This window comes from Octadecabacter ascidiaceicola (assembly GCF_900185015.1).
Lineage (GTDB): Bacteria > Pseudomonadota > Alphaproteobacteria > Rhodobacterales > Rhodobacteraceae > Octadecabacter > Octadecabacter ascidiaceicola.
The window spans coordinates 148,012-169,165 of record NZ_FXYD01000005.1 but is presented as its reverse complement, the minus strand read 5'-3'; the positions used below and the strand labels follow the sequence as shown (position 1 = coordinate 169,165).

General features: G+C 56.6%; 20 protein-coding genes. 11 read left to right on the top strand and 9 right to left on the bottom strand.

Annotation, left to right across the window (positions count from 1 at the left end; translation table 11 throughout):
- Nucleotides 1–9: 9 nt before the first annotated feature.
- Nucleotides 10–1,086, bottom strand: a complete 1,077-nt coding sequence (locus OCA8868_RS14980; protein WP_093997392.1) for a coiled-coil domain-containing protein — start codon at nt 1,084–1,086, stop codon at nt 10–12.
- Between the two features lie 153 nt (nt 1,087–1,239).
- On the opposite strand from OCA8868_RS14980, the gene OCA8868_RS14975 reads away from it, so the two are divergent.
- Nucleotides 1,240–1,785: a hypothetical protein gene (locus OCA8868_RS14975; protein WP_093997391.1), complete on the top strand. Its 546-nt coding sequence runs from the start codon at nt 1,240–1,242 to the stop codon at nt 1,783–1,785.
- On the opposite strand, the gene OCA8868_RS14970 is transcribed toward OCA8868_RS14975, so the two are convergent.
- Nucleotides 1,782–2,621 (bottom strand): L,D-transpeptidase, encoded by an 840-nt coding sequence (locus tag OCA8868_RS14970; protein WP_093997390.1) that lies wholly within the window; start codon nt 2,619–2,621, stop codon nt 1,782–1,784. The genes OCA8868_RS14975 and OCA8868_RS14970 overlap by 4 nt on opposite strands.
- 177 nt (nt 2,622–2,798) lie before the next feature.
- Between OCA8868_RS14970 and OCA8868_RS14965 the strand changes: the two genes are divergently transcribed.
- A complete protein-coding gene (locus OCA8868_RS14965; protein WP_143849653.1) occupies nt 2,799–3,272 on the top strand; it encodes a hypothetical protein in 474 nt (157 codons plus the stop codon).
- Here the strand turns inward: OCA8868_RS14965 and OCA8868_RS14960 are convergent.
- Complete coding sequence (locus OCA8868_RS14960; RefSeq protein WP_093997388.1) at nt 3,265–4,017, bottom strand: hormone-sensitive lipase; 753 nt, start codon at nt 4,015–4,017, stop codon at nt 3,265–3,267. The two genes, OCA8868_RS14965 and OCA8868_RS14960, sit on opposite strands and share 8 nt — an antisense overlap.
- A 67-nt stretch (nt 4,018–4,084) precedes the next feature.
- Here OCA8868_RS14960 and OCA8868_RS14955 point away from each other — a divergent pair, with 67 nt between their 5' ends.
- The 4 genes from OCA8868_RS14955 to OCA8868_RS14940 all read left to right on the top strand — a co-directional run bounded on the left by OCA8868_RS14955 (nt 4,085) and on the right by OCA8868_RS14940 (nt 9,046).
- Nucleotides 4,085–5,563, top strand: coding sequence for an NAD-dependent succinate-semialdehyde dehydrogenase (locus OCA8868_RS14955; protein ID WP_093997433.1), 1,479 nt, complete (start codon nt 4,085–4,087; stop codon nt 5,561–5,563).
- A 376-nt stretch (nt 5,564–5,939) separates the two neighbouring features.
- Nucleotides 5,940–6,353 (top strand): CopD family protein, encoded by a 414-nt coding sequence (locus OCA8868_RS14950; protein ID WP_093997387.1) that lies wholly within the window; start codon nt 5,940–5,942, stop codon nt 6,351–6,353.
- A 51-nt stretch (nt 6,354–6,404) separates the two neighbouring features.
- Nucleotides 6,405–6,941, top strand: coding sequence for an RNA polymerase sigma factor (locus tag OCA8868_RS14945; protein ID WP_093997432.1), 537 nt, complete (start codon nt 6,405–6,407; stop codon nt 6,939–6,941).
- On the top strand, nt 6,938–9,046 hold the full coding sequence (locus tag OCA8868_RS14940) for a vWA domain-containing protein (protein ID WP_093997386.1): 2,109 nt from the start codon (nt 6,938–6,940) through the stop codon (nt 9,044–9,046). Before OCA8868_RS14945 ends, OCA8868_RS14940 begins: the two co-directional genes overlap by 4 nt.
- Nucleotides 9,047–9,110: 64 nt before the next feature.
- On the opposite strand, the gene OCA8868_RS14935 is transcribed toward OCA8868_RS14940, so the two are convergent.
- From OCA8868_RS14935 to OCA8868_RS14920, 4 genes are all read right to left on the bottom strand, one after another.
- Nucleotides 9,111–9,800 carry a helix-turn-helix transcriptional regulator gene (locus OCA8868_RS14935; protein WP_093997385.1) on the bottom strand — a complete coding sequence of 230 codons (690 nt, stop codon included), beginning with the start codon at nt 9,798–9,800 and terminating at the stop codon, nt 9,111–9,113.
- Nucleotides 9,800–10,171: a VOC family protein gene (locus OCA8868_RS14930; RefSeq protein WP_093997384.1), complete on the bottom strand. Its 372-nt coding sequence runs from the start codon at nt 10,169–10,171 to the stop codon at nt 9,800–9,802. The genes OCA8868_RS14935 and OCA8868_RS14930 overlap by 1 nt, the downstream gene beginning before the upstream one ends.
- A 73-nt stretch (nt 10,172–10,244) precedes the next feature.
- Nucleotides 10,245–11,000: a hydroxypyruvate isomerase family protein gene (locus tag OCA8868_RS14925; RefSeq protein WP_093997383.1), complete on the bottom strand. Its 756-nt coding sequence runs from the start codon at nt 10,998–11,000 to the stop codon at nt 10,245–10,247.
- The gene (locus tag OCA8868_RS14920; protein WP_093997382.1) at nt 11,000–11,593 is read right to left on the bottom strand and encodes a DUF1285 domain-containing protein; all 594 of its coding nucleotides are present in this window, start codon (nt 11,591–11,593) and stop codon (nt 11,000–11,002) included. The genes OCA8868_RS14925 and OCA8868_RS14920 overlap by 1 nt, the downstream gene beginning before the upstream one ends.
- Nucleotides 11,594–11,658: 65 nt before the next feature.
- Between OCA8868_RS14920 and OCA8868_RS14915 the strand changes: the two genes are divergently transcribed.
- The 4 genes from OCA8868_RS14915 (at nt 11,659) to OCA8868_RS14900 (ending at nt 18,525) form a co-directional block, all read left to right on the top strand.
- Entirely contained in the window at nt 11,659–12,666 is a 1,008-nt protein-coding gene (locus tag OCA8868_RS14915) for an AAA family ATPase (RefSeq protein WP_093997381.1), read from the top strand.
- Nucleotides 12,663–13,538 carry a DUF58 domain-containing protein gene (locus OCA8868_RS14910; RefSeq protein WP_093997380.1) on the top strand — a complete coding sequence of 292 codons (876 nt, stop codon included), beginning with the start codon at nt 12,663–12,665 and terminating at the stop codon, nt 13,536–13,538. Before OCA8868_RS14915 ends, OCA8868_RS14910 begins: the two co-directional genes overlap by 4 nt.
- A 79-nt stretch (nt 13,539–13,617) precedes the next feature.
- Nucleotides 13,618–16,377 (top strand): DUF4159 domain-containing protein, encoded by a 2,760-nt coding sequence (locus OCA8868_RS14905; protein WP_093997379.1) that lies wholly within the window; start codon nt 13,618–13,620, stop codon nt 16,375–16,377.
- Between the two features lie 75 nt (nt 16,378–16,452).
- The gene (locus OCA8868_RS14900; RefSeq protein ID WP_093997378.1) at nt 16,453–18,525 is read left to right on the top strand and encodes a hypothetical protein; all 2,073 of its coding nucleotides are present in this window, start codon (nt 16,453–16,455) and stop codon (nt 18,523–18,525) included.
- A 4-nt stretch (nt 18,526–18,529) separates the two neighbouring features.
- On the opposite strand, the gene OCA8868_RS14895 is transcribed toward OCA8868_RS14900, so the two are convergent.
- Together OCA8868_RS14895 and OCA8868_RS14890 are read right to left on the bottom strand one after the other, a co-directional pair.
- Nucleotides 18,530–18,862 carry a hypothetical protein gene (locus OCA8868_RS14895; protein WP_093997377.1) on the bottom strand — a complete coding sequence of 111 codons (333 nt, stop codon included), beginning with the start codon at nt 18,860–18,862 and terminating at the stop codon, nt 18,530–18,532.
- A 35-nt stretch (nt 18,863–18,897) separates the two neighbouring features.
- On the bottom strand, nt 18,898–19,608 hold the full coding sequence (locus OCA8868_RS14890; RefSeq protein ID WP_093997376.1) for a DUF599 domain-containing protein: 711 nt from the start codon (nt 19,606–19,608) through the stop codon (nt 18,898–18,900).
- Nucleotides 19,609–19,689: 81 nt separating this feature from the next.
- Between OCA8868_RS14890 and OCA8868_RS14885 the strand changes: the two genes are divergently transcribed.
- Nucleotides 19,690–21,129: an FAD-linked oxidase C-terminal domain-containing protein gene (locus OCA8868_RS14885; RefSeq protein WP_093997431.1), complete on the top strand. Its 1,440-nt coding sequence runs from the start codon at nt 19,690–19,692 to the stop codon at nt 21,127–21,129.
- Nucleotides 21,130–21,154: the final 25 nt, after the last annotated feature.

Below are 21,154 nucleotides of genomic sequence, written 5' to 3'. Positions count from 1 at the left end.
TGCCCGTCATCAAGCCCCATATTCATTGCTGTCGTGCTTCTCGACGATTTTCTGGAACCGTCGCATAAACCGCTCATCGGCCTTGGCCTTTTGCTCCAGCACTTCACGGGCGAACACCATGTGGTCCTCGTGGGCTTCCATCATCTCGGCCATCCGCGCGTTCGTGGCGGACCCAATCGCAGCCATCGCGGTTTGTGCTTCTTGGTCCGTCTTCACGCCGATCTCGTTGATGCGGTGCGCCACGTCTTGTTGCTGCGCGGTCTTCAAGGATTTCGTCAGGGCATCATACAGCACAACGCGCTGTTTGGTGTCTGTTTGCAGCTTGTTGATCAGCACCATTTGCGTCGCCGCTTGGTTCTGCAAACTGTCGATCCAGGTCTTACCCTTCTCGATGTAACGCTCCAGCGTTTGGGACTTCGCAAGCTTCACCTGCTCTTGCTGAACAGCCTCGTTATAGGCCGTGTTCAGCGCCGCGAGTTCTGTTTCCAGCTTGGTGCGCGCAGCCGCGTCCTGTTCAACGGAAATCTTGTTTTCAAGCGTGATGATCGCAGGGTCCATGCTCAGAATTTCAGCACGGATCGCCTCAAGCTCACCAACAACGGCTTCGCGTTCGCTCAACGTGCCACCAAGGTTGCCTTCGACTTTGGTTTTTTGGTCTTCCAAGATCAGCAGCTGGTTTTCCAGCAGCTTGGTGATCACGTCAGACTTCGAAATCAAATCTTGCAGCTTGTCATCCACAGAGGCAGAACGCATCCGCTCTTCGCGCATGGAATCCGACTTGGCACCACTAAAGAAGCCAACGAAGCTTTCCCAGCCAGTTTTAGATCGCATCTCGTCGAAGTCTTGCTGAAAACCGGATGTTACATCGTCCAGACCCATAATCAGCTCAGCGATATTCGCGTTCATCAGTTCCGTGTGGGCATGCACGTCTTCAAGCGAGGCGTTCTCGATATCAACGGCAATGTCCGTTCCCTCTGCCATCTTCTGGCGCGCGGTTTCAATCCGGCTGGTAAGTTCTGAAATCTTGGATTGAGCTTGTGCAACCTCTGTCTGGGATTTACGGATCTGTGCGTCAAAATCGGCCATCGTTTTCCTCACTGCAATAAACTGTTGTGGGTTATGTAGGTATTGTTAACGACAATTTCATGGCGCGAGTAGGAAGAAAACGGAAAATTTGCGCCAGCCGGTCAGGTTTTAATGACCTTTGCATTTTCTGAGTGGCGTCCGTATAAGAGCGTTATGAACGCCGTTCAGGTATATTCCCCACCACGCCTTCTTGCCCTGTGTTTGGGTGGGATCATTTTCGTAGGCTACCATTTAGGGCGACGGCCCGCGTTGATGGATGCTTCGCCGTTCAATCCCCCCGTTCCATTGCTCTTTACAATAGGATTCGCGCTAATTTTGGGTTACGGGCTAGCGTCGCTATGGTGGTTAATCCGATCAACCAAGGGCCAAATCTGGGAAACCTTCCACCCAACCCGAGGCCGCGTCATCGGCGCGTTCTGTCTGGCGTTTGTTGCCCCATTGGTTGTGGTTTCTTGGCTTCCTTGGCTTCCCGGCGTTCTCGCCGTCATGGTCATTTTTCAAGGCACATGGGACTCTTTTTCTGGGATCGGAATGCTGCTGGTAGGCACCCTTGTCGCCTACCCCCTCTCCGCCATGATCGTACGCCACACCTATGACCAACACTTGCTACGGTTCGGATTGTTTTGCCTGTGTTTCTGGTCGTTCTATGCGGGCCATTTGTTGTGGTCCGGCATCGCGGTACTGCGTATTGTTTATTAACCGCCAGAAATAGTGCCCGAATCCAAAGGACCGCCCGCCGCAACATCATCGCCGTTATCTTCAACCGCATCATCGACCGCATCACCGGTGCCATAAATCAAGTCCGGATCAACGATGTTCGGCGCAAGGATTACACCGCGATTGGCAAGCTCCTCGCCCTCCAACTCAATCGATTGGGCCATTGAACGAACAACAACGCGCGTGCCATTTGGCACACGTGGGTACAGATCAATGATGTCGTGGTTGAACATGCGGATGCAGCCAGCAGAACCAGAGTTCCCAATAGACGGCAGATCGTTGGTCCCATGAATGCGGAAATGCGTGTCGCGGCCGTTTTGGAACAAATACAACGCACGCGCACCGAGCGGGCTTGCCAATCCACCCTCTACACCCTGCGCAAACGGGCCATAAACTTCCGGCTGCCTGCGCAACATATTCGCAGTCGGTGTCCAACCCGGCCATTCACGCTTTAACTGGATCGTTGACGGGCGGCTCATTCGCGCGCCTTGCCGGCCAACGGCAATCGGATAGCGACGCGCCATGCCGTCATCTTCAACAAGATACAAAAGCTTTGCGTGTGGATCGATAACGATCGTGCCAGCGCGTTCCGGCCCGTTATATTCGACGATTGCACGTTGGTTTACGCCTTGCAGATACTCCGGCGGGATCGGTGGCAACGTGTAATCACCATCTTCGAGCACCCCGTAACCTTCGACGATTTCAGTCGCCGGCACGCCACCAATGACTTCGACTTCAACCTCGGAAGAACATGCTGCAAGTAGGGAGACCCACAAAACACCTAACGCATTACGAATATAACGGGGGGCAAACTGCATTTCGGTCCTCAGTGAAGATTTCTTTCGTGAACACTAACAGTCACATTGCGCGCAAAACCACCTTTATCTGCGCTGGCGGTGTCAGTTTTTGTCAACGTGAACTAAATTATGGAAATCTGCCGTCCTTGCACGCATGTTAAACGCATACCGCACGTCAGGAGCTAACTCGAAAATCTAGTGCGCGAACTCTTTAAGATCTTGTTCTTTCCATTCACGAGCCTCATCCCGTGGCGCAGGGTCCTGCCATACACGACCGTTGTTAATCCGCGCCGTGACACCCGCGCAATGGAGAATACCCAAGTTGCGAACCCTGCCAACGCCAATCGCCTCCATGTTTTTCACGGTTCTTTCGCGTCAGAGCTTGAAGCGACCGACTATTGCCTAAAACCAATGGGGCGCAACAAACCTGAACCGCTAACCCGTGATTTGCCCGATGCAACAATCGACACAAATGAAATCGAAATCGTATTCGGGCCGAAACGGATCGGCGTTGCGATCCCGATGCTCACGCAACATCCTGACGGACTGTTTCACCAAGTCGGGACGAGCAATACTCTAGTCCTTATCTCAGAGGCGGCTTTTTACGGGTTGCACTACACCCTCAATGATACACCAGTTCTACGGTATGCTGGCGCGTTTGAGGTTACCTAAAAAGCGCGCGCATCATCGCGCTGGTCGGGTCTTCTAGACCTTCTATCACATCGAAATGGTGCTTTTCGCCCTCAACCGTTAAATCACAGTCCCATGCGTCGTGCAGCCACTTCGCTTGATCCAGAAACGCGGGCCGCTCACCACCGCCAACCCAAGCTGTCACGGGGATATCTTGCGGCTTGTGGTGGGTCGGGCTTTCACGTTTTGCTTCGGCCGCATCGATCCGCAACGTCGCATTCATTGATGTGTCCATCAACGGTGCCAGATCGCTTAAGGGCGAAATCGCCATGATCCGATGCACGCGAGACGACCAACCTGCCGCCATGTCAGCGCAAGCCATCCGTGCCACCAAATGACCACCTGCCGAATGTCCAACCAGATACAACGGCCCATCCATCACTTGGGAAATTTCACTAACCCTGTCTGCAATCTGTCGCGTCATATCGCTAATCCGCGCGTCCGGCGCCAAGGTATAAGACGGCAACGCGCAGACAAACCCCGCGGCCAAAGCCCCTGCCGCCAAATGTGAGAACATTGAAGGCGAGCCAGCCAGCCAGTAGCCGCCATGCACAAACACGACCGTGCCGCGGATCGCCGTTTTGGGTGCATAAATCTCACCCTGCTCACTAATCCGCGCCGCGCCTTGGTCCTTGCGAAACGCTGCAGCCTTTGCCTCCCACATTCCGTAATAGCTCTCACCATTCGGAATGTAGGCCGAATTTGCATAGGCTTGGTCAGGTGTCATGAAACCTCATTATGGACAATGCGTCAGTCTGGCGTAAATGTACGCCGAACCCATGCCGGAGAAAACCATGCTTGATTCCAAAACAGACCTCAAATCGATGCTAAGCCGCCCTGAACTCGTCTGCACCGACGCCTTTGTTGGCGGCAAATGGGTGCAAGCCAAGTCAGGTAAAACATTTGACGTAACCAACCCTGCACGTGGCGACGTTATCGCACAGGTCGCCGATCTGAGCCGCGAGGAAATTGCGGACGCGATCGAGGTCGCCGAACAGGTGCGCCACGCATGGGCTGCCCGCACCGGCAAGGACCGCGCCAACGTTTTACGCAAATGGTATGACCTGATGATGGCCAACCAAGAAGATCTCGCGATCATCATGACCGCCGAACAGGGCAAGCCAATGGTAGAGTCACGCGGCGAAATCGCTTACGGTGCGTCCTTCGTTGAATGGTTCGCCGAAGAAGCCAAGCGTTCGTACGGTGAAACCATTCCCGGCCACATGCCCGACAAACGCATCACTGTGATCAAACAACCCATCGGCGTCGCCGCTGGCATTACGCCGTGGAATTTCCCCAACGCCATGATCGCACGCAAAGTTGCACCTGCACTGGCCGCTGGCTGTTCTTTCGTGATCCGCCCTGCATCACTTACGCCTCTGTCAGCCCTCGCGATGGGAAAGCTCGCCGAAGAAGCTGGCATACCCGCTGGCCTGTTCAGCGTTGTTACATCGACGTCCTCGTCTGCCGTGGGCAAGGAATTCTGCGAAAACCCACATGTGAAGAAACTGACCTTCACTGGCTCAACCGAAGTCGGTCGCATCCTGCTGAAACAGGCCGCCGATCAGGTCATGAAATGCTCTATGGAACTGGGTGGCAACGCACCGTTCATCGTATTTGACGACGCGGATCTCGATGAGGCCGTCATCGGAGCCATCGCCTGTAAATTCCGCAACAACGGCCAGACCTGTGTTTGCGCGAACCGCATCTATGTCCAAGCGGGCGTCTATGATGAGTTCGCCGCGAAATTGAAGGTCGCGGTTGAGGCACTGAACATGGGTGATGGCCTCGTAGATGGCACAACCCTCGGCCCGCTGATCGAACCCTCGGCCGTTGAAAAAGTCAAAGAACACCTCGCCGACGCAGTATCAAAGGGTGGTGACATCCTCACGGGTGGCAACCCTTCCAACCTCGGCGCGCTTTTCTTTGAACCAACGATTGTTACAGGCGCCACGAAAGACATGCTCGTCAGCACAGATGAAACGTTCGGCCCCTTCGCACCGCTGTTCAAATTTGAAGATGAAGACGACGTGATCGCACTGGCCAATGACACAATCTTTGGCCTCGCGTCCTACTTCTACGCCAAAGACCTCAGCCGCGTTTATAAAGTGGCCGAAGCGCTGGAATACGGCATCGTCGGCGTAAACACAGGCATCATTTCTACGGAAGTCGCCCCGTTTGGCGGCGTCAAACAATCCGGCTTGGGCCGCGAAGGCAGCCACCACGGCATGGATGACTACATGGAAATGAAATACATCTGCATGTCCGTTTAAAATCAAATCCGGGGCTTTCGGGCCTCGGGTCACGGCGTAGCTTTAGAGTGTGGGCGCAACAGCCACCGAACGCTCGCGTCATACTTCGCTAACCTGACCAACGTATCTTCATCCTTGGTTAACCCGTGTTCGGCCACCACACTGCACACGCCTAGGATTTCAAAACGGCAGCCGGTCTCATGGACCACCCATGCGCAAACACGCAAATCGGGTGCAGAGACAGGTCGCAGCGCAATAGACCTCGGGGGCATAAAACACCCCCACGGCCCCGCCTTTTTGGTGGAACACATCACAAACCCTGCACACCCGTCGCCTGACAGCCCATCGCTGCCTCGGGCCGCTTGCACGCGCCCATTGCTTGCGCCATTAACGCGTCATGGACTGGATCAAAATCATACATATCCTAAGCGTGATGGGGTGGATGACATCCATCTTCGCCGTCCCCCGCGCGCTGATTTATTGGAAACGCGACCACGACAAAACGGGCGAGTTCGGCCCGCTTGGAGACCTCACTTACCGTCTCTATCGCTTTTCCGCCGGCCTTATGGTGCTCGCTCTGCTCACTGGCATCTATCTTGGCGCCGCCGTTTTCCAGTTCGACACTTGGGTGATCGTGAAATTCGGCCTCGTGGCGTTGTTGTGTGTTCACTACATGATGACCGGCGGCATGGTGATGCGTGCCAAACGCGGCGAATTTCGCGAAAGCGACATGTACCTGCGCGTTTTCAACGAAATCAGCGTATTAGGCGTTATTGCCATCCTCTGGGTCGTCGTCACAAAACCTTTTTAAAATTTATTCCAAGGATTGACCTCCGCACCCCGTCATACCCTAGTGATGCGTATGACAGTGAGCGACGAAGACTTGGCCCAAGCGGCGGCAAATGGTGATGGACAGGCTTTTGCAAGCCTGATCAACCGTCAGTACGACCGCTTATATCGCCTGTGTTTTCGCCTCACCGGATCACAGCACGAAGCCGAGGATCTGACCCAAGACATCTGCGCCGCCCTGCCCGCAAAACTCGCCAGCTACAAACGCCAATCAAAAGTCACCACATGGCTGTACCGTGTCGCCGTGAACGCCTCCCATGACCGTCGCCGCAAACAGGCCACCCATGGCAAGGCCGCCGATGGTTGGGGCGATTGGGAATTGAACCGCCAAGCCGTGATAAGCGAAAACGCCGAACGCGCTGATTGGCTGGCACACGCTATGGGCCAACTCGCCCCTGATCTGCGCGACACACTGGCCCTCGTGCTAGATGATATGACCCACGCCGAGGCAGGCGAAATCCTTGGAGTTTCGGAAGGCACCATTAGCTGGCGCCTCTCTGAGGCCCGCAAACACCTGAAATCCCTTAAGGAAAAGGAGGGCGTAGCATGAGTGATGAATTCAACCTAGACGACCTCAAGTCCGCAATGGACGACGCAACGCCCGCACCAAATGCCCAGCGCCGCGCGGAAAATATCGCCCTCGCACAGAAAAACTTCGCCGATCTCCAAGGATCACGTGACCCCGCCCGTCTCACTCCCAGACCAACAAAATGGACTGGAGTAAAAGACATGCTGAGCAAACTGACATCCCGTGGCGGTTTGACCGTCACCACCGCCATCGTCGCCTGCGGCTTCATGATCGGCACCCCGCAAGGGCGCGATATTTTGAACATCTCGACAACCGCGAAGGTGGCTGCACCTGAAACACTGCCCGTCGATGACGCAGAAATCGGATCTGTCTCTATCGAGCCTGCCCAAGCTGAGGAAGCCGAGCTTGTGGTAGACCTCCTTGACCGCATCGAGCCCACTGCAGACATGGCACTAGAAGCTAGCTCGACATTCTCCACGGTTGACGAGGATGCTCCTGTCGTCGCCCAAACACGCCCTGAACCGCGGACAGAAGGACTTGCCGTACGCGTGCAGGAAGAAAGCATTGCACAGGAAAGTGTAGTTCGAGGTGCAGTTCAGCAAGCTGCACCGCAAATGGTGGCACCCGAATCTTCATCTGCACCCCTTCGCTCACTTGAGCAAACTCCTGTAGGTGGTTTGTTTTTTGGGAGTACTGACATGGCTGCTGATGAGGTGTGGATGCAACCCTCCACACCCAACACCGAAACCTTCGCCAACGAAGCCCCAAACCCGCTGAAAATCACCACCGAAGAACCGGTTTCGACCTTCTCCATCGACGTAGACACCGCCGCCTATTCCCTCGTGCGCTCCTCGCTCACACGCGGGCAACTCCCGTCGCCCGATGCCGTGCGCATCGAAGAGCTGATCAACTACTTCCCCTACGCCTACGCCGCACCCGAAGGCGATGCGCCCTTCCAACCAACCGTCAACGTGTTCGAAACCCCATGGAACGCAAACACGCAGCTCGTTCACATCGGCATCCAAGGCGAAATGCCTGCCGTCGAGGACCGCCCGCCGCTGAACCTCGTGTTCCTGATCGACACATCGGGCAGTATGGATAGTGCGGATAAACTGCCCCTTCTGCGTCAGTCCTTCCGCCTAATGCTGGATAATTTGCGCCCCGAAGATGAAGTCGCGATAGTCACCTATGCGGGCTCAACCTCCATCGCGCTGGAACCGACACAAGCCTCTGATCGCACCGCGATCCTCAAGGCCTTAAACGACCTGCGTGCAGGTGGGTCCACCAACGGCCAAGGCGGGATTGAAGCGGCCTATACAATGGCGGAAACGATGACGGATGATGGTGACGTGTCCCGCGTGATCCTTGCCACGGATGGCGATTTCAACGTCGGCCTTTCTGACCCACGCGGTCTGGAAACCTATATCGAGGACAAGCGCGACAGCGGCACCTACCTGTCCGTCCTCGGCTTCGGGCGTGGCAATCTGCAAGACGCCACGATGCAATCGCTTGCGCAAAACGGCAACGGAACCGCAGCCTACATCGACACCCTGTCTGAGGCGCAGAAAGTCCTCGTAGATAACCTCACCGGCGCGCTCTTCCCCATTGCAAATGACGTGAAAATCCAAGTCGAGTTCAACCCCGCCACTGTCGCTGAATACCGTCTCATCGGTTATGAAACCCGCGCGCTAAATCGCGAAGATTTCAACAATGACGCTGTTGATGCAGGCGAACTCGGTGCGGGTCACACGGTCACCGCGATCTATGAAATCACCCCGGTAGGCAGCCCCGCACAACTGTCTGATCCGCTACGCTACCAAGCGGCTGAAACCACCAGTACATCCGACGAACTCGGCTTCCTACGCCTGCGCTACAAAGCCCCCGGCGAAGACACCAGCCAGCTGATTGAAACCCCGTTCTCCAGCACCGGCACACCTGGCACGGAAGCCCTCTTCGCGGCCTCTATCGCGGGCTTTGGGCAACTGATGCGAGATGACACCTACCTCAACGATTGGGGATGGGACGACGCCATCGCGTTGGCAAATGCCAACCGTGGCGACGACCAGTTCGGCTACCGCACCGAAGCCGTCCAACTCATGCGGCTCGCGCAATCTCTAAGCAACTAACCTTGCTTTTGTTTCACAAATATCCCCGCCGGAGGCATCCAACGCTTGCCTTCGGCGACCACACCTAACGCGGCATTCCGCGGTCCTGTGACGCATAAAAATCTAACAGAGATTGGCCTTTTTCAACCTTAAACGGTCCGATCTCCTGCATGCCGTTGATGCGATCCAACCGGAACATCCTGAAATCGTCGCGCAACTCGCACCAGCCTACGACGGTCCAGACCTTTCCCCAGAACCACAGCCCCAGCGGACGAATAATGCGCAGCGAGGTCACGCCGAACTGGTCCGCATAGTCCAGCTCCAACCGGATACGCCCGTCAGCGGCTGTTTCAATCCGGTCAATCCGTGCGCGAATTTCATCCGTCATGTTGTGCATCGTGAACGCATGCACCGGAACCGCCGCAGCCTTCGCGCGGGCCTCATCGGGCAGTACGGCTTCGATTTTTACCAGCGCTTCTTCAGCAGCCGCCGCCATAGACGCGCCACCCCATGCGCGGATCATCCGCGCGCCGGCAACAAGAGCGACGATTTCTTCTGAATTGAACATAAGCGGTGGCAGGTCATACCCCGCCCTCATCACATATCCGACGCCGGCCTCACCTTCGATTGGAACGCCAGAGCCAATTAGGTCCGCCACATCACGGTACACGGTCCGCTTCGTGACCTCGAGACGTTCAGCCAGCATTTGGGCCGTAAGCAGCCGACCGCCTCGCAGATATTGCACAATCTGGAAAAGGCGGTCGGCGCGTCTCATTAAGCGGCTTTAAGTTCGAACATGCCGACAGAATTACCATCCAAATCCGTCATGTACTGAAAACGACCTGATGGAATATCCACGACCGGCCCAAGCACCTGACCGCCAGCTTTGCTCACGCGCTCTGCCGTCGCTTCGAGCGTATCAGTCACGGTCAAATGAACGGTTGTACCAGACTCTTTGGCAGGCTTGCCCGGGTACAAATGGCCACCGCCGCCGTTGTCTGCGCCGTTCAAAATTACAATCGGGTTCGGTCCCATGTCAGTCACCAGCTGCGATGACCAGCCGAAGGCTGTGTCATAAAATTTATGCGATGCGTCGAGGTCAGTCACCGGAATTTCGATCCATGCGATCATTGGTTGTTCAGTCATTTCTCATCTCCATTGGTTTGTTGATGAGGCCTCTCTGTCATACCCTTGCTGACAGCATACTGTCAGCAGCATGTCAGCTGATCCAAGAAAGATTTTCCTCGGTGCGTCCGGCGGGGTGATATTCACCACTGATCCAACCGCTATATTTATTCTTTTCCAATAACTTAAAGAAACTAGGGTAATTGAAATCGCCACCTTCAGGCTCATGTCGATCTGGCACCCCGCCGACCTGAATATGTGCCGCTTTATGGCGCACCTTGTCCCAAACACCCAAAATATCGCCTTCGATTCGGGATGCGTGGTAGGCATCAAACTGTAAGTTCAGGTTCGGTGCGTCGACTTCATCCAACACCTCAAGCGCCAAATCGAAACTGTTCAGGAAATACCCCGGCATGTCGTGCGTATTGATCGGTTCAATCGTCAGACTTTGCTTTGGCGCAAAGGCCGCTGCCCATTTCAAGTTCTCGACAAAACACGCCCGCGCAGCCGGCCCCTTAGCAACGCCAGCCATGATATGCACATGTTCCGCGCCAAGCGCCCCTGCATATCGGATCGTGCGGCGAAACGACTGCTTAAACCGGTCTTCCTCGCCAACAACAGCGGCAAACCCGCGCGGCCCGTCAGGATCTGCGTAATTCGGTGGAGGGCAATTTATCAGAGCCAGTGGCATCTTTGCCCGCGCCAATGCAGATCCCAACTCAGCCGCATTTACATCATAGGGAAACAGAATTTCGACCCCACTAAACCCTGCTTTTGCTGCCTCCATAGGGCGCTCAAGAAGCGGGTACTCAGTGAACAACATCGTCAGGTTTGCACAGAAACGGGACACTAAACGTCCAGTTCTGCAGCTGGGATAATCGGGAAAAACTGACCCCCAGATCGCACACCAAACCAGTCAGTACCGTCGTGCGTCGCGGTTTCACCGATATCGACAAGCCGGTAAAACGATTTGCGATCAATCAACGCATCAAGGTTTCGACGCACTAAAACATAGGGGCTCGGCTCACCTGTTTCCGGATCACGCACCACGCGAATTGGATGCTCTGGCCCCGCAACTGCAAAATCCCCGACATTTGTTTCGAACCGCAAATTGTCGCCCACGCGTTCAAAATCCACGGCCACGAACGGCGCGTCCTCGACGGTGATTCCGACCTTTTCGACAGGTGTCACCAGAAAATAATCATCGCCATCCTTGCGGATAATGGTCGAAAACAGCTTCACCAGCTCAAGTCGGCCAATCGGAGTTCCCAAATAAAACCATGTTCCGTCCCGCGCGATCCGCATGTCCAAATCGCCACAAAACGGTGGATTCCACGTCTCTACAGGGGGTAATCCGCGCCCTTTGGCAGCGGCACGCGCCGAAGATGCGAGACTTTCCGCCGAAACAGTCACCGATCCATCACTTTCGTTTGTTTTCCCCATTGGGCTTACCTGCGATATCTGTTCAACTATCCGGCGATTATATGCCTCATAAGAAAGAGAACGCCATGCCTTCCGACGCAGAGCTTGTGACCCAGATCGAAACCCTTGGCGACAAGCTGGCCGAGGCCCGCACATCCATCGCCAAACGCTTTATCGGGCAAGACAGTGTCGTGGACCTGACATTAACCTCGCTTCTATGTGGTGGGCATGCGCTGCTTATCGGTTTGCCCGGCTTGGGAAAGACGATGCTAGTCGACACGCTGTCTACGGTGATGGGCCTAAACGGCAACCGTATCCAGTTCACCCCTGACCTGATGCCCGCAGATATCCTCGGTTCTGAGGTTCTGGAAACATCCGCTGATGGCACCCGCGATTTCCGTTTCATCGAAGGCCCCGTATTCTGCCAGCTACTGATGGCTGACGAAATCAACCGCGCCTCACCACGTACTCAGTCCGCGCTGCTGCAAGCGATGCAGGAAAAAGAAGTGACCATCGCAGGTGAACACCGCGCTCTTGGAACACCTTTCCACGTGCTCGCCACGCAAAATCCGATTGAGCAGGAAGGCACTTACCCTCTGCCTGAGGCGCAGCTTGATCGCTTCCTCGTACAAATTGACGTCCCCTACCCAGACCGCGAAACCGAACGCGATATTCTGATTGCCACCACAGGCGTAATTGAGGGAGAAGCCAGCGCTGTTTTCACCGCCGATGAACTCCTTGAGGCACAAACCCTGCTGCGTCGCATGCCAGTTGGTGACGCGATTGTAGAAATGATCCTCGACCTCGTGCGCGCCTGCCGTCCCGACGATGAAACCGCACCTGAAATCGTGAAGGATACCGTCAGCTGGGGGCCCGGCCCCCGTGCGGCGCAAGCTCTGATGCTGACCGTGCGTGCCAATGCTCTGCTTGATGGTCGCCTCGTCCCCTCAGCCGAAGACGTACGCGCAATGGCTGCCCCCGTGTTGACCCACCGCATGGCGCTGTCCTTCGCAGCCCGCGCACGGGGCGAAAGCCTCAGTAATGTCATCGACCAAGTCGCGACTCAAATCACAAGCGTTTCCAAAGCCGCATGAGTGACGCCCCCCTCACCTTAAGGTCGCGCGCCGAAGCCCTCGCCGCCCCCTTTCCGCCCCTGCTGGCAGAGGCGGAACACCTTGCCGCGACGGTGATGGTGGGTGATCACGGGCGCAGGCGCGCAGGTCAGGGCGATACGTTCTGGCAATACCGTCCCGCGCAAAACCACGATGAAATGCGCGCCATCGACTGGCGGCGCTCAGCGCGATCTGACGCGCAGTTCGTGCAAGATAAAGAATGGCAAATCGCGCAATCTATCTTGCTTTGGGTCGATCAATCCGCGTCGATGTCCTTCACATCCCTGAAAGACGGCACCACCAAAGCGGACCGCGCACGCGCCCTTGCCTTGGCCACCGCAATCCTGCTGCTGCGCGGTGGCGAACGCGTTGGTCTCACCGGCGATCTGCTGCCGCCCCGTCGCGGTGAAACCCAAATCAGCCAAATGGCGACCCTGCTGTCCGAAGACCACACTGACGACTTCGGAACACCAAACGCGGATGGCATGCTTCCCCATTCCCGCGCCCTGTTTGTCTCCGATTTCATGGGCGACCTATCGGCGATCGAAACCGCGATGGGAAAAGCGGCTGAACGCGATGTGCGCGGCGCTTTGGTTCAAGTCCTTGATCCAACCGAAGAGGCCTTTCCTTTCGATGGCCGCACTATTTTTGAATCTATGTCAGGCACCCTGCGTCACGAAACCCTAAAGGCCCGCGACCTGAAATCGCGCTACCTAAACCGCCTTGCAGAACGCAAAGATCGCCTATCCCAACTCGCCCGCGCAACGGGCTGGCAGTTCCACACCCACCACACGGACGCCTCTGCGACCTCGGCCCTTCTGTGGACCTACACCGCACTGGAACGCCGCGCATGACCCGTGTTTGCTTTTGTTTCATAAATATCCCGGGGAGTCCGAAGGACGGGGCAGCGCCCCTGCGCGGGTGGACTAAATAATGTTGAACATCGGTCCTATCGCCTTCACCGCCCCGTGGCTGCTCCTCGGATTGCTCATCCTGCCAATCTTGTGGCTACTGCTACGCGCCGTCCCGCCCGCGCCAATCCGACGCCGCTTTCCCGGTGTTGCCTTGCTCCTTGGGCTCACGGATGACAGCACCCAAACAGACCGCACCCCGTGGTGGTTGCTGCTCCTGCGGCTTCTCGCCGTTGCAGCGATCATCACAGCCTTCGCTGGGCCTGTCCTCAATCCCGACGAGGAAACACCAGGCAGTGGTCCCTTGCTGATCCTTGTTGATGGTACATGGGCCGACGCCCGCGATTGGCCGCGCCGCGTCGACCGTATTGATGCCGCCTTGGCCGAAGCCGCGCGCGATGGTCGGCCTGCAGCGCTCGTGACTCTCACCGATCTGCCACCAGAAGCGCCAGTATTCCAAGATGCCCAAGCCGTTCAGCAACGCATCCCAGCACTCACGCCGCACCCGTTTACGCCGGACGCTGATGCAATCACGAAATGGGCCGAAAGCCTGACCGGATCCTTCGACACATTCTGGATGTCTGATAGCCTCGCTCGCGACAGCCGTGACACGCTACTCTCAGCGCTCGAAACTCACGGCACAGTAACAGCTTTTGAATCCCCGCGCCCCGTCTTCGGGTTGCGCGCAGCGCAGGTCGTTGACGGCGACGTTTCCGTAACCGTTTTACGCGCGGTAGGCGGTGTTGGCTCGCAAGTAAGTGTCGCCGCAATCGGCCTTGATCCTGCGGGCATCGAACGCCAACTCGCAACCGCCCCTGCCAGTTTTGAGGTCGGCAGTACCGAAACAGCGGCGACCTTCGATCTGCCCCCTGAATTGCGCAACCGCGTGACCCGATTTGAAATCCAAGGTGTGCGGTCAGCGGGTGCCGTCACCCTAACCGATGACGCATTGAAACGCCGCGAAGTGGCATTGCTGGCAGGCGCTAGCGAACGTGAAGCGTTGGAACTTCTCTCCCCGCTTCACTACCTTGAACAGGCGCTTATCCCGACGGCTGATCTGATCGACGGCACGCTCGAAGACGTGCTTCTTGCCAATCCAGATGTGATTATCCTCGCCGATGTCGCGACCCTCACAGCCATTGAAACCGACACCATGATTGAATGGGTCGAGAACGGTGGATTGCTCGTGCGGTTTGCTGGCCCACGCCTTGCGGCAAGCGATATTAGCCGCATTGACGAAGACCCGTTGATGCCCGTGCGCCTGCGCGTTGGGGGCCGATCTATCGGTGGCGCGATGTCATGGGGCGAACCAAAAGAGCTTGCTCCTTTTCCGGATAACAGCCCATTCTTTGGACTGCCGATCCCGAATGACGTCGCCATCATCGCGCAAGTCATGGCGCAACCGGATCCGACATTGGCCAGCCGCGTTATCGCCCAATTGGCCGACGGAACCCCTCTTGTGACGCGCAAGTCTTCGGGCGAAGGATCAATCGTGTTGTTCCACGTCACCGCCAATGCGGAATGGTCGACCCTGCCGATTTCGGGGTTGTTTGTGCAAATGCTGGAACGCCTTGCGGTGTCCACGCGCCCCGCCGCGCCGACGGCGGATGAGTTAACAGGAACAACGTGGATGCCAGAAGACGTGTTGAATGCATTTGGCGACCTTGATCGCGCCGACACGCTTCCCGGTGTGGCTGGTGAAGACCTCGCCACAGCGCAGCCATCCGCAGCGATGTTACCCGGCCTTTATGCGGGTGAAGACCGCCGGATCGCTGTGAATGCAATCGGTCCTGAAGAAACCCTTACGGCGACGAGCTGGCCTGCAAACATCGTCGTTGAAGGACTGGATGTGATCCGTGAAACGCTTCTGAAGGGATGGCTGTTGGCTGCGGCTTTGGTCCTGCTGACCGTTGATATCGTCGCTTCACTGGCGCTGTCTGGTCGCCTACGTGGCCCGCGCGCAAGTGCTGCTGCGACGATTTTAATCGCATTGCTCATCGCGCCATATGATGCCCGTGCGCAAGACGACAGTTTCGCGATTTCTTCAACCGCTGATGTTGTGCTTGCCTATGTCATCACGGGTGACACCCGCGTTGACGAAATGTCAGACGCTGGGCTTTACGGGTTATCCAACACACTGTTTCAGCGCACCTCTATTGAGCCATCCTTTCCGGTCGGCATTGATCTTGAAGCAGACGAGCTGGCGTTCTTCCCGTTCATCTACTGGCCCGTCACCGCCGACCAACAACTGCCGACCCGCGAAGCCTACGCCAAGTTGAACCGCTATTTGCGCTCGGGAGGGATGATCCTTTTTGACACCCGCGACGCTGACCTTGCGCGGTTTGGATCTTCTTCACCAGCGGGGCGCAAGCTGCAGGCAATTGCCCGTGGTCTGGATATCCCCGCGCTGGAACCAATCCCGCAAGACCACGTACTGACGCGCACATTCTATCTGTTGCAAGATTTCCCCGGCCGTCACCCAGGCCGTGATGTCTGGGTCGAGGCCGCGCCTGCGGGCGCTGAACTATCCGAAGGCATGCCGTTTCGCGATCTCAACGATGGCGTCACACCGGTTGTGATTGGCGGCAACGATTGGGCTGCGGCATGGGCGACGGATCAGCTTGGGAATCCACTTGTACCGATTGGGCGTGGACAAGCTGGCAACCGTCAGCGCGAGATCGCGCTGCGCTTTGGCGTGAACCTGATCATGCATGTGCTGACGGGCAACTATAAATCAGATCAGGTGCATGTACCTGCACTGCTGGATCGGTTGGGGCAATGATGATGCGGGAACTAACTTGGCCAACTTGCGCCTCCGGCGGGGGTCTAAGGAACAAAAGAAGCAAGGGTGTCGCGCATGATTGGTAATGTCATTTTCGACCCATTGGTGCCGCTGGTTGTCCTCTATGGCCTCGCTGCGATTGTGGTGCTTGGCCTAGCGTTCGCAGTTTGGCGGCGTTTGCTGGGGTGGGCGCTACGCGCTCTGGCTGCGGTCGTTCTATTGGGTGCGATTGCGAACCCGTCTTTGCAACGCGAAGACCGCGCGCAACTTTCCGATATTGTCGTGGCCGTTGTTGATGAAAGCGCGAGCCAGCGCATTTCAGACCGCGCCGAACAGTCGGCAGAGGCGCTAGCGAACCTTCAGTCGGAAGTCGCCCGCCGCCCGAACACAGAGCTACGGGTTTTGACCCTAGGCGACGGCGTCGATGATGCGGGCACTGAGTTGATGACGGCCTTGTCCGAAGCTTTGGCGGAGGAGCCACAAGCCCGTGTGGCTGGCATGGTATTGATCACCGATGGGCGCGCCCATGATTTGCCCGTTGCGCCATCCGCATTGCCCGCCCCGCTGCATGTTTTGCTGACTGGGCATGAGGACGATTGGGACCGCCGCCTTGTGGTGAAGAACGCGCCAGCTTTTGCCATCTTGGGCGAACCGGTGACGCTGACGTTGCGCATTGAAGACCAAGGTGCGGCACCTGACGCCGATTTTGTTGACCTGACCATTGCGATTGATGGCGGTACACCGCTGGCGTTTCAGGTGCCCGTGAACCAAGATGTTGAACTGCCGATTGATCTGCCGCACGGCGGTATGAACGTCATGCAGTTTGCGACACCCACGATTGAGGGCGAGCTGACGGACCGCAACAATGAAGCGGTCATTCAGATCAACGGCGTGCGCGACCGTTTGCGTGTGCTGTTGGTCAGCGGCGAGCCCCACGCGGGGGAACGTACGTGGCGCAATTTGCTAAAGTCTGACAGCTCGGTTGATCTTGTGCATTTCACCATTTTGCGCCCACCGGAAAAGCAGGACGGGGTTCCCGTTAACGAGTTGTCTCTGATCGCCTTCCCGACGCGCGAGCTGTTCTTGGAAAAGATTGATGAATTCGATCTGATCATTTTTGATCGCTACAAGCGGCGCGGTATACTGCCTTCAGCCTATTTCGAAAGCATTGCGACCTATGTGCAAAATGGCGGAGCTGTGTTGATTTCGGCGGGGCCGGATTATGCCAGTGCGGATAGTATTTACCGTTCTTCCCTTGGCGCGGTGTTGCCTGGCCGCCCGACCGCGCGGGTCTATGAAGAAGGCTTTACGCCGATGATCACGGACCTTGGGCAGCGCCATCCGGTGACAGAAGGCCTTGAGGCATTTGCCCCGAATTCGGGTGAAGACGGGCTACCCGGTTGGGGCCGCTGGTTACGCCAGATTGAAGTTCTGCCAAGCGAGGAAGCCGCCGTTGTTATGTCTGGTATCAACGCCCAACCGTTGCTGATGCTCGAACGGATCGGCGAAGGGCGCGTGGCGTTGATGGCGTCGGATCATTCGTGGTTATGGGACCGCGGGTTTGAGGGCGGCGGGCCGCAGCTGGAACTTCTGCGCCGCCTTGCCCACTGGATGATGAAAGAACCCGAGCTTGAAGAAGAGGCGCTGTGGGTTGAACCGAACGGGTTGAGCATGCGCATTATTCGCCGCACGTTGAACGAAGAAACCGGCGAGATCACGATCATCCATCCCGACGGTACCGAAACGGTTGTGACTTTGGATGAGGTAACACCAGGACGACACGAACTATTATGGGAAGCGCCCGAGGTCGGGTTATATCGTTTGCGCGACGGGGACATCGAAACGGTTATCGCTTTGGGGCCGGCCGCACCGCGTGAGTTCGAACAGACGATTGCCAGCGGCGAAATTTTGGCTGACCTTGTGGCATCGACTAATGGCGGCATCGTTACGATGTCGGACGGCCTGCCGTCTCTGCGCGATGTGCGTGCTGGGCGCGTGGCCTTCGGGCGCGGCTGGATCGGGGTGACACCGCGCGATGCATACCGCACGGCGGATGTCAGCGTGTCGCCGCTCCTGCCTGCGTGGTTGGCACTGCTGTTGGCGGGGCTGTTGGTGATAGGTGCATGGCTGCGCGAGGGTCGGCGCTAACCCGTTAGTTCAGAGCGAATGGTGTCGTCTCATCAGCCCAACCATCGACGTTGTTCGACGTACGCACAAAAACTTCGTCAACACCTTCAGGAACAATAATCTGACTTGATCGTGTAAACGGTTGCTCGTTCACATGCGGGTGCGCGAGGACGCGGGTGCCGAGGATTGTTCCATCCGCGAGTTCAACACGCCAACCATCCGCGTAGTGGTCCCAACCCGTATCGGGGTGAGACAGGCTCACGCTAAAGCTTCCGCCGCTGTATGTTACGGCTTCAACAACGGGTGCGTCGGCGAATGCTGGGGTAGCTGCGAGCAGCAGGAATGACAAATATTTCATGGGCCCATCGTATAGAACCAAACCGCCATTCCAAATCACGCTTTGGTGTCAGGAATATCGTTTAGAATAATTTCACGCGGAAGCGATGCGAACTCGCGAGACCAGACAAGCGATCCAATGACCAAACATGCCGCGAAAAGTGCCCAAGCACCCGCGACCCATGCGACCGCACCCAAAGCAAAATACATAGACCGCAACCCACGATTAAAGTTTAGCGCGGCGCGGATGTTCAGCTCCGCCGCTTTGCGCGCCAATGGGATCGCCTGTGCGTCGTCGGGATCATTGGGGACCGCGCCCATCATGACCGAACAATATCCGAAAACGCGATTGGACCAGACGAATTTTAGGAATGCATTACCCAACAAGATGAGCACCAATATCAACTTGGTCTGAAGCTCCATCGCGGGAGTTTCCAGATTGCCGATCTGCATGGTGACATTTTGCAGCGGGTCAACATTGCCGATCAGCGCCAACAAACCACCCATCGCCAACAAGGACGTAGACGCAAAGAACGAAGTTCCTTGGCGCAGGCTGGCCATCATTTGAGCGTCAAATATTCTGGGCTCTCGCCGGACCATGACCATCATCCATTTGCGCCGGTATTCAGACATCAAAACGGTCACGCTGGGATGTTTTGCCGCCGGGTGCTCGATCCACCAACTAATGCCTTGCCAAACGCCGAGAAAAACAAAAACGGCGACGATATCTAGCCCGCTCAGGCCAACAAAATTTGCGATAGATTCCATACGCAAACCCTAGCGGGCTTCAACGCCATAGACACGACATCAAATTGGTTATATTTATTTACCAATTAAAGGATGCTTCCGATGCAAATGCCGACCCCAAACCAAAACGTGCTGTCACGAAAGGCGCAAATTGTCGAACGACTTCAAGGTGTTTTGCGCGATGGTGCCGTTATTCATTCCGAATCTGAGGTCCGCGCCTATGAGTGCGATGCTCTGACCGCCTACAAATGCCCGCCACTATGTGCGGTGCTTCCAACCTCAACCGAGGAAGTCGCGGCTGTTTTGAAAGTGTGCCATGAAATGGGCGTACCTGTTGTCCCACGCGGATCAGGCACCTCATTGGCGGGGGGCGCATTGCCCACGGCGGATTGCGTGATTTTGGGTGTGGCGCGGCTGAACAGCGTGTTGGAAACCAACTACGATGACCGCTACATCCGCGTTCAGTCCGGCCGCACAAACCTAAGCGTCACTGGCGCGGTTGAAGCGATGGATTTCTTTTATGCGCCCGACCCATCCAGCCAATTGGCCTGCGCGATTGCGGGCAATGTCGCGATGAATTCCGGCGGAGCCCATTGTTTGAAGTACGGCGTGACGACGAACAATCTGATGGGCGTGAAGATGGTGCTTATGGATGGCACGATTACTGAGATCGGTGGTGCGCATTTGGATGCGGCAGGTCTGGACCTGCTTGGGTTGATCTGCGGGTCTGAGGGGCAGCTTGGCGTCGTGACCGAGGCCACGTTGCGCATTTTACGCAAGCCCGAGGGTGCGCGGCCGGTTCTGATGGCGTTCAATGACAACGAGGTTGCAGGTGCCTGTGTGGCGGACATCATCAAGGCAGGCGTGTTGCCCGTGGCGATCGAATTCATGGACCGTTTGTGCATTGAGACCACCGAGAATTATGCCAAGGCGGGCTATCCGGATTGCGAAGCACTGTTGATTGTCGAAGTCGAGGGTGCCCCCGAAGAAATTGACGAACAACTTGCCCTGATCAAGGACATCGCCCTTAAACACGATCCAGTTGAACTACGTGAAGCGCAAGACGAAGAAGAAGCCGCCCGCATTTGGCTAGGCCGCAAATCCGCATTCGGCGCGATTGGGCAGATCAGCGACTATATGTGTCTGGACGGCACGATCCCTGTGTCATCCCTGCCGATGGTGCTGCGCCGCATCGGGGAATTGTCAGACGAGTTTGGCCTGAAAGTCGGCAATGTTTTCCACGCAGGTGACGGCAATATGCATCCGCTGATTTGCTATGACGCCAACAAACCAGGTGACCTGGAGTTGTGCGAGGCGATGGGTGCTGAAATCCTGAAACTATGTGTCGACGCAGGTGGCTGTTTGACCGGAGAGCACGGCGTTGGAATTGAAAAACGAGACCTGATGACCCACCAGTATGCGCAACAAGATCTGGATATTCAGATGGCCGTGAAGGATGTGTTTGACCCTGAATGGCTGTTGAACCCTGCAAAGGTTTTCCCGCTCGACAGCAGCGCATCGCGTCGTATTGCGGCGGAGTAGGTTAGTGTTAAGGGGGGCCAGCCCC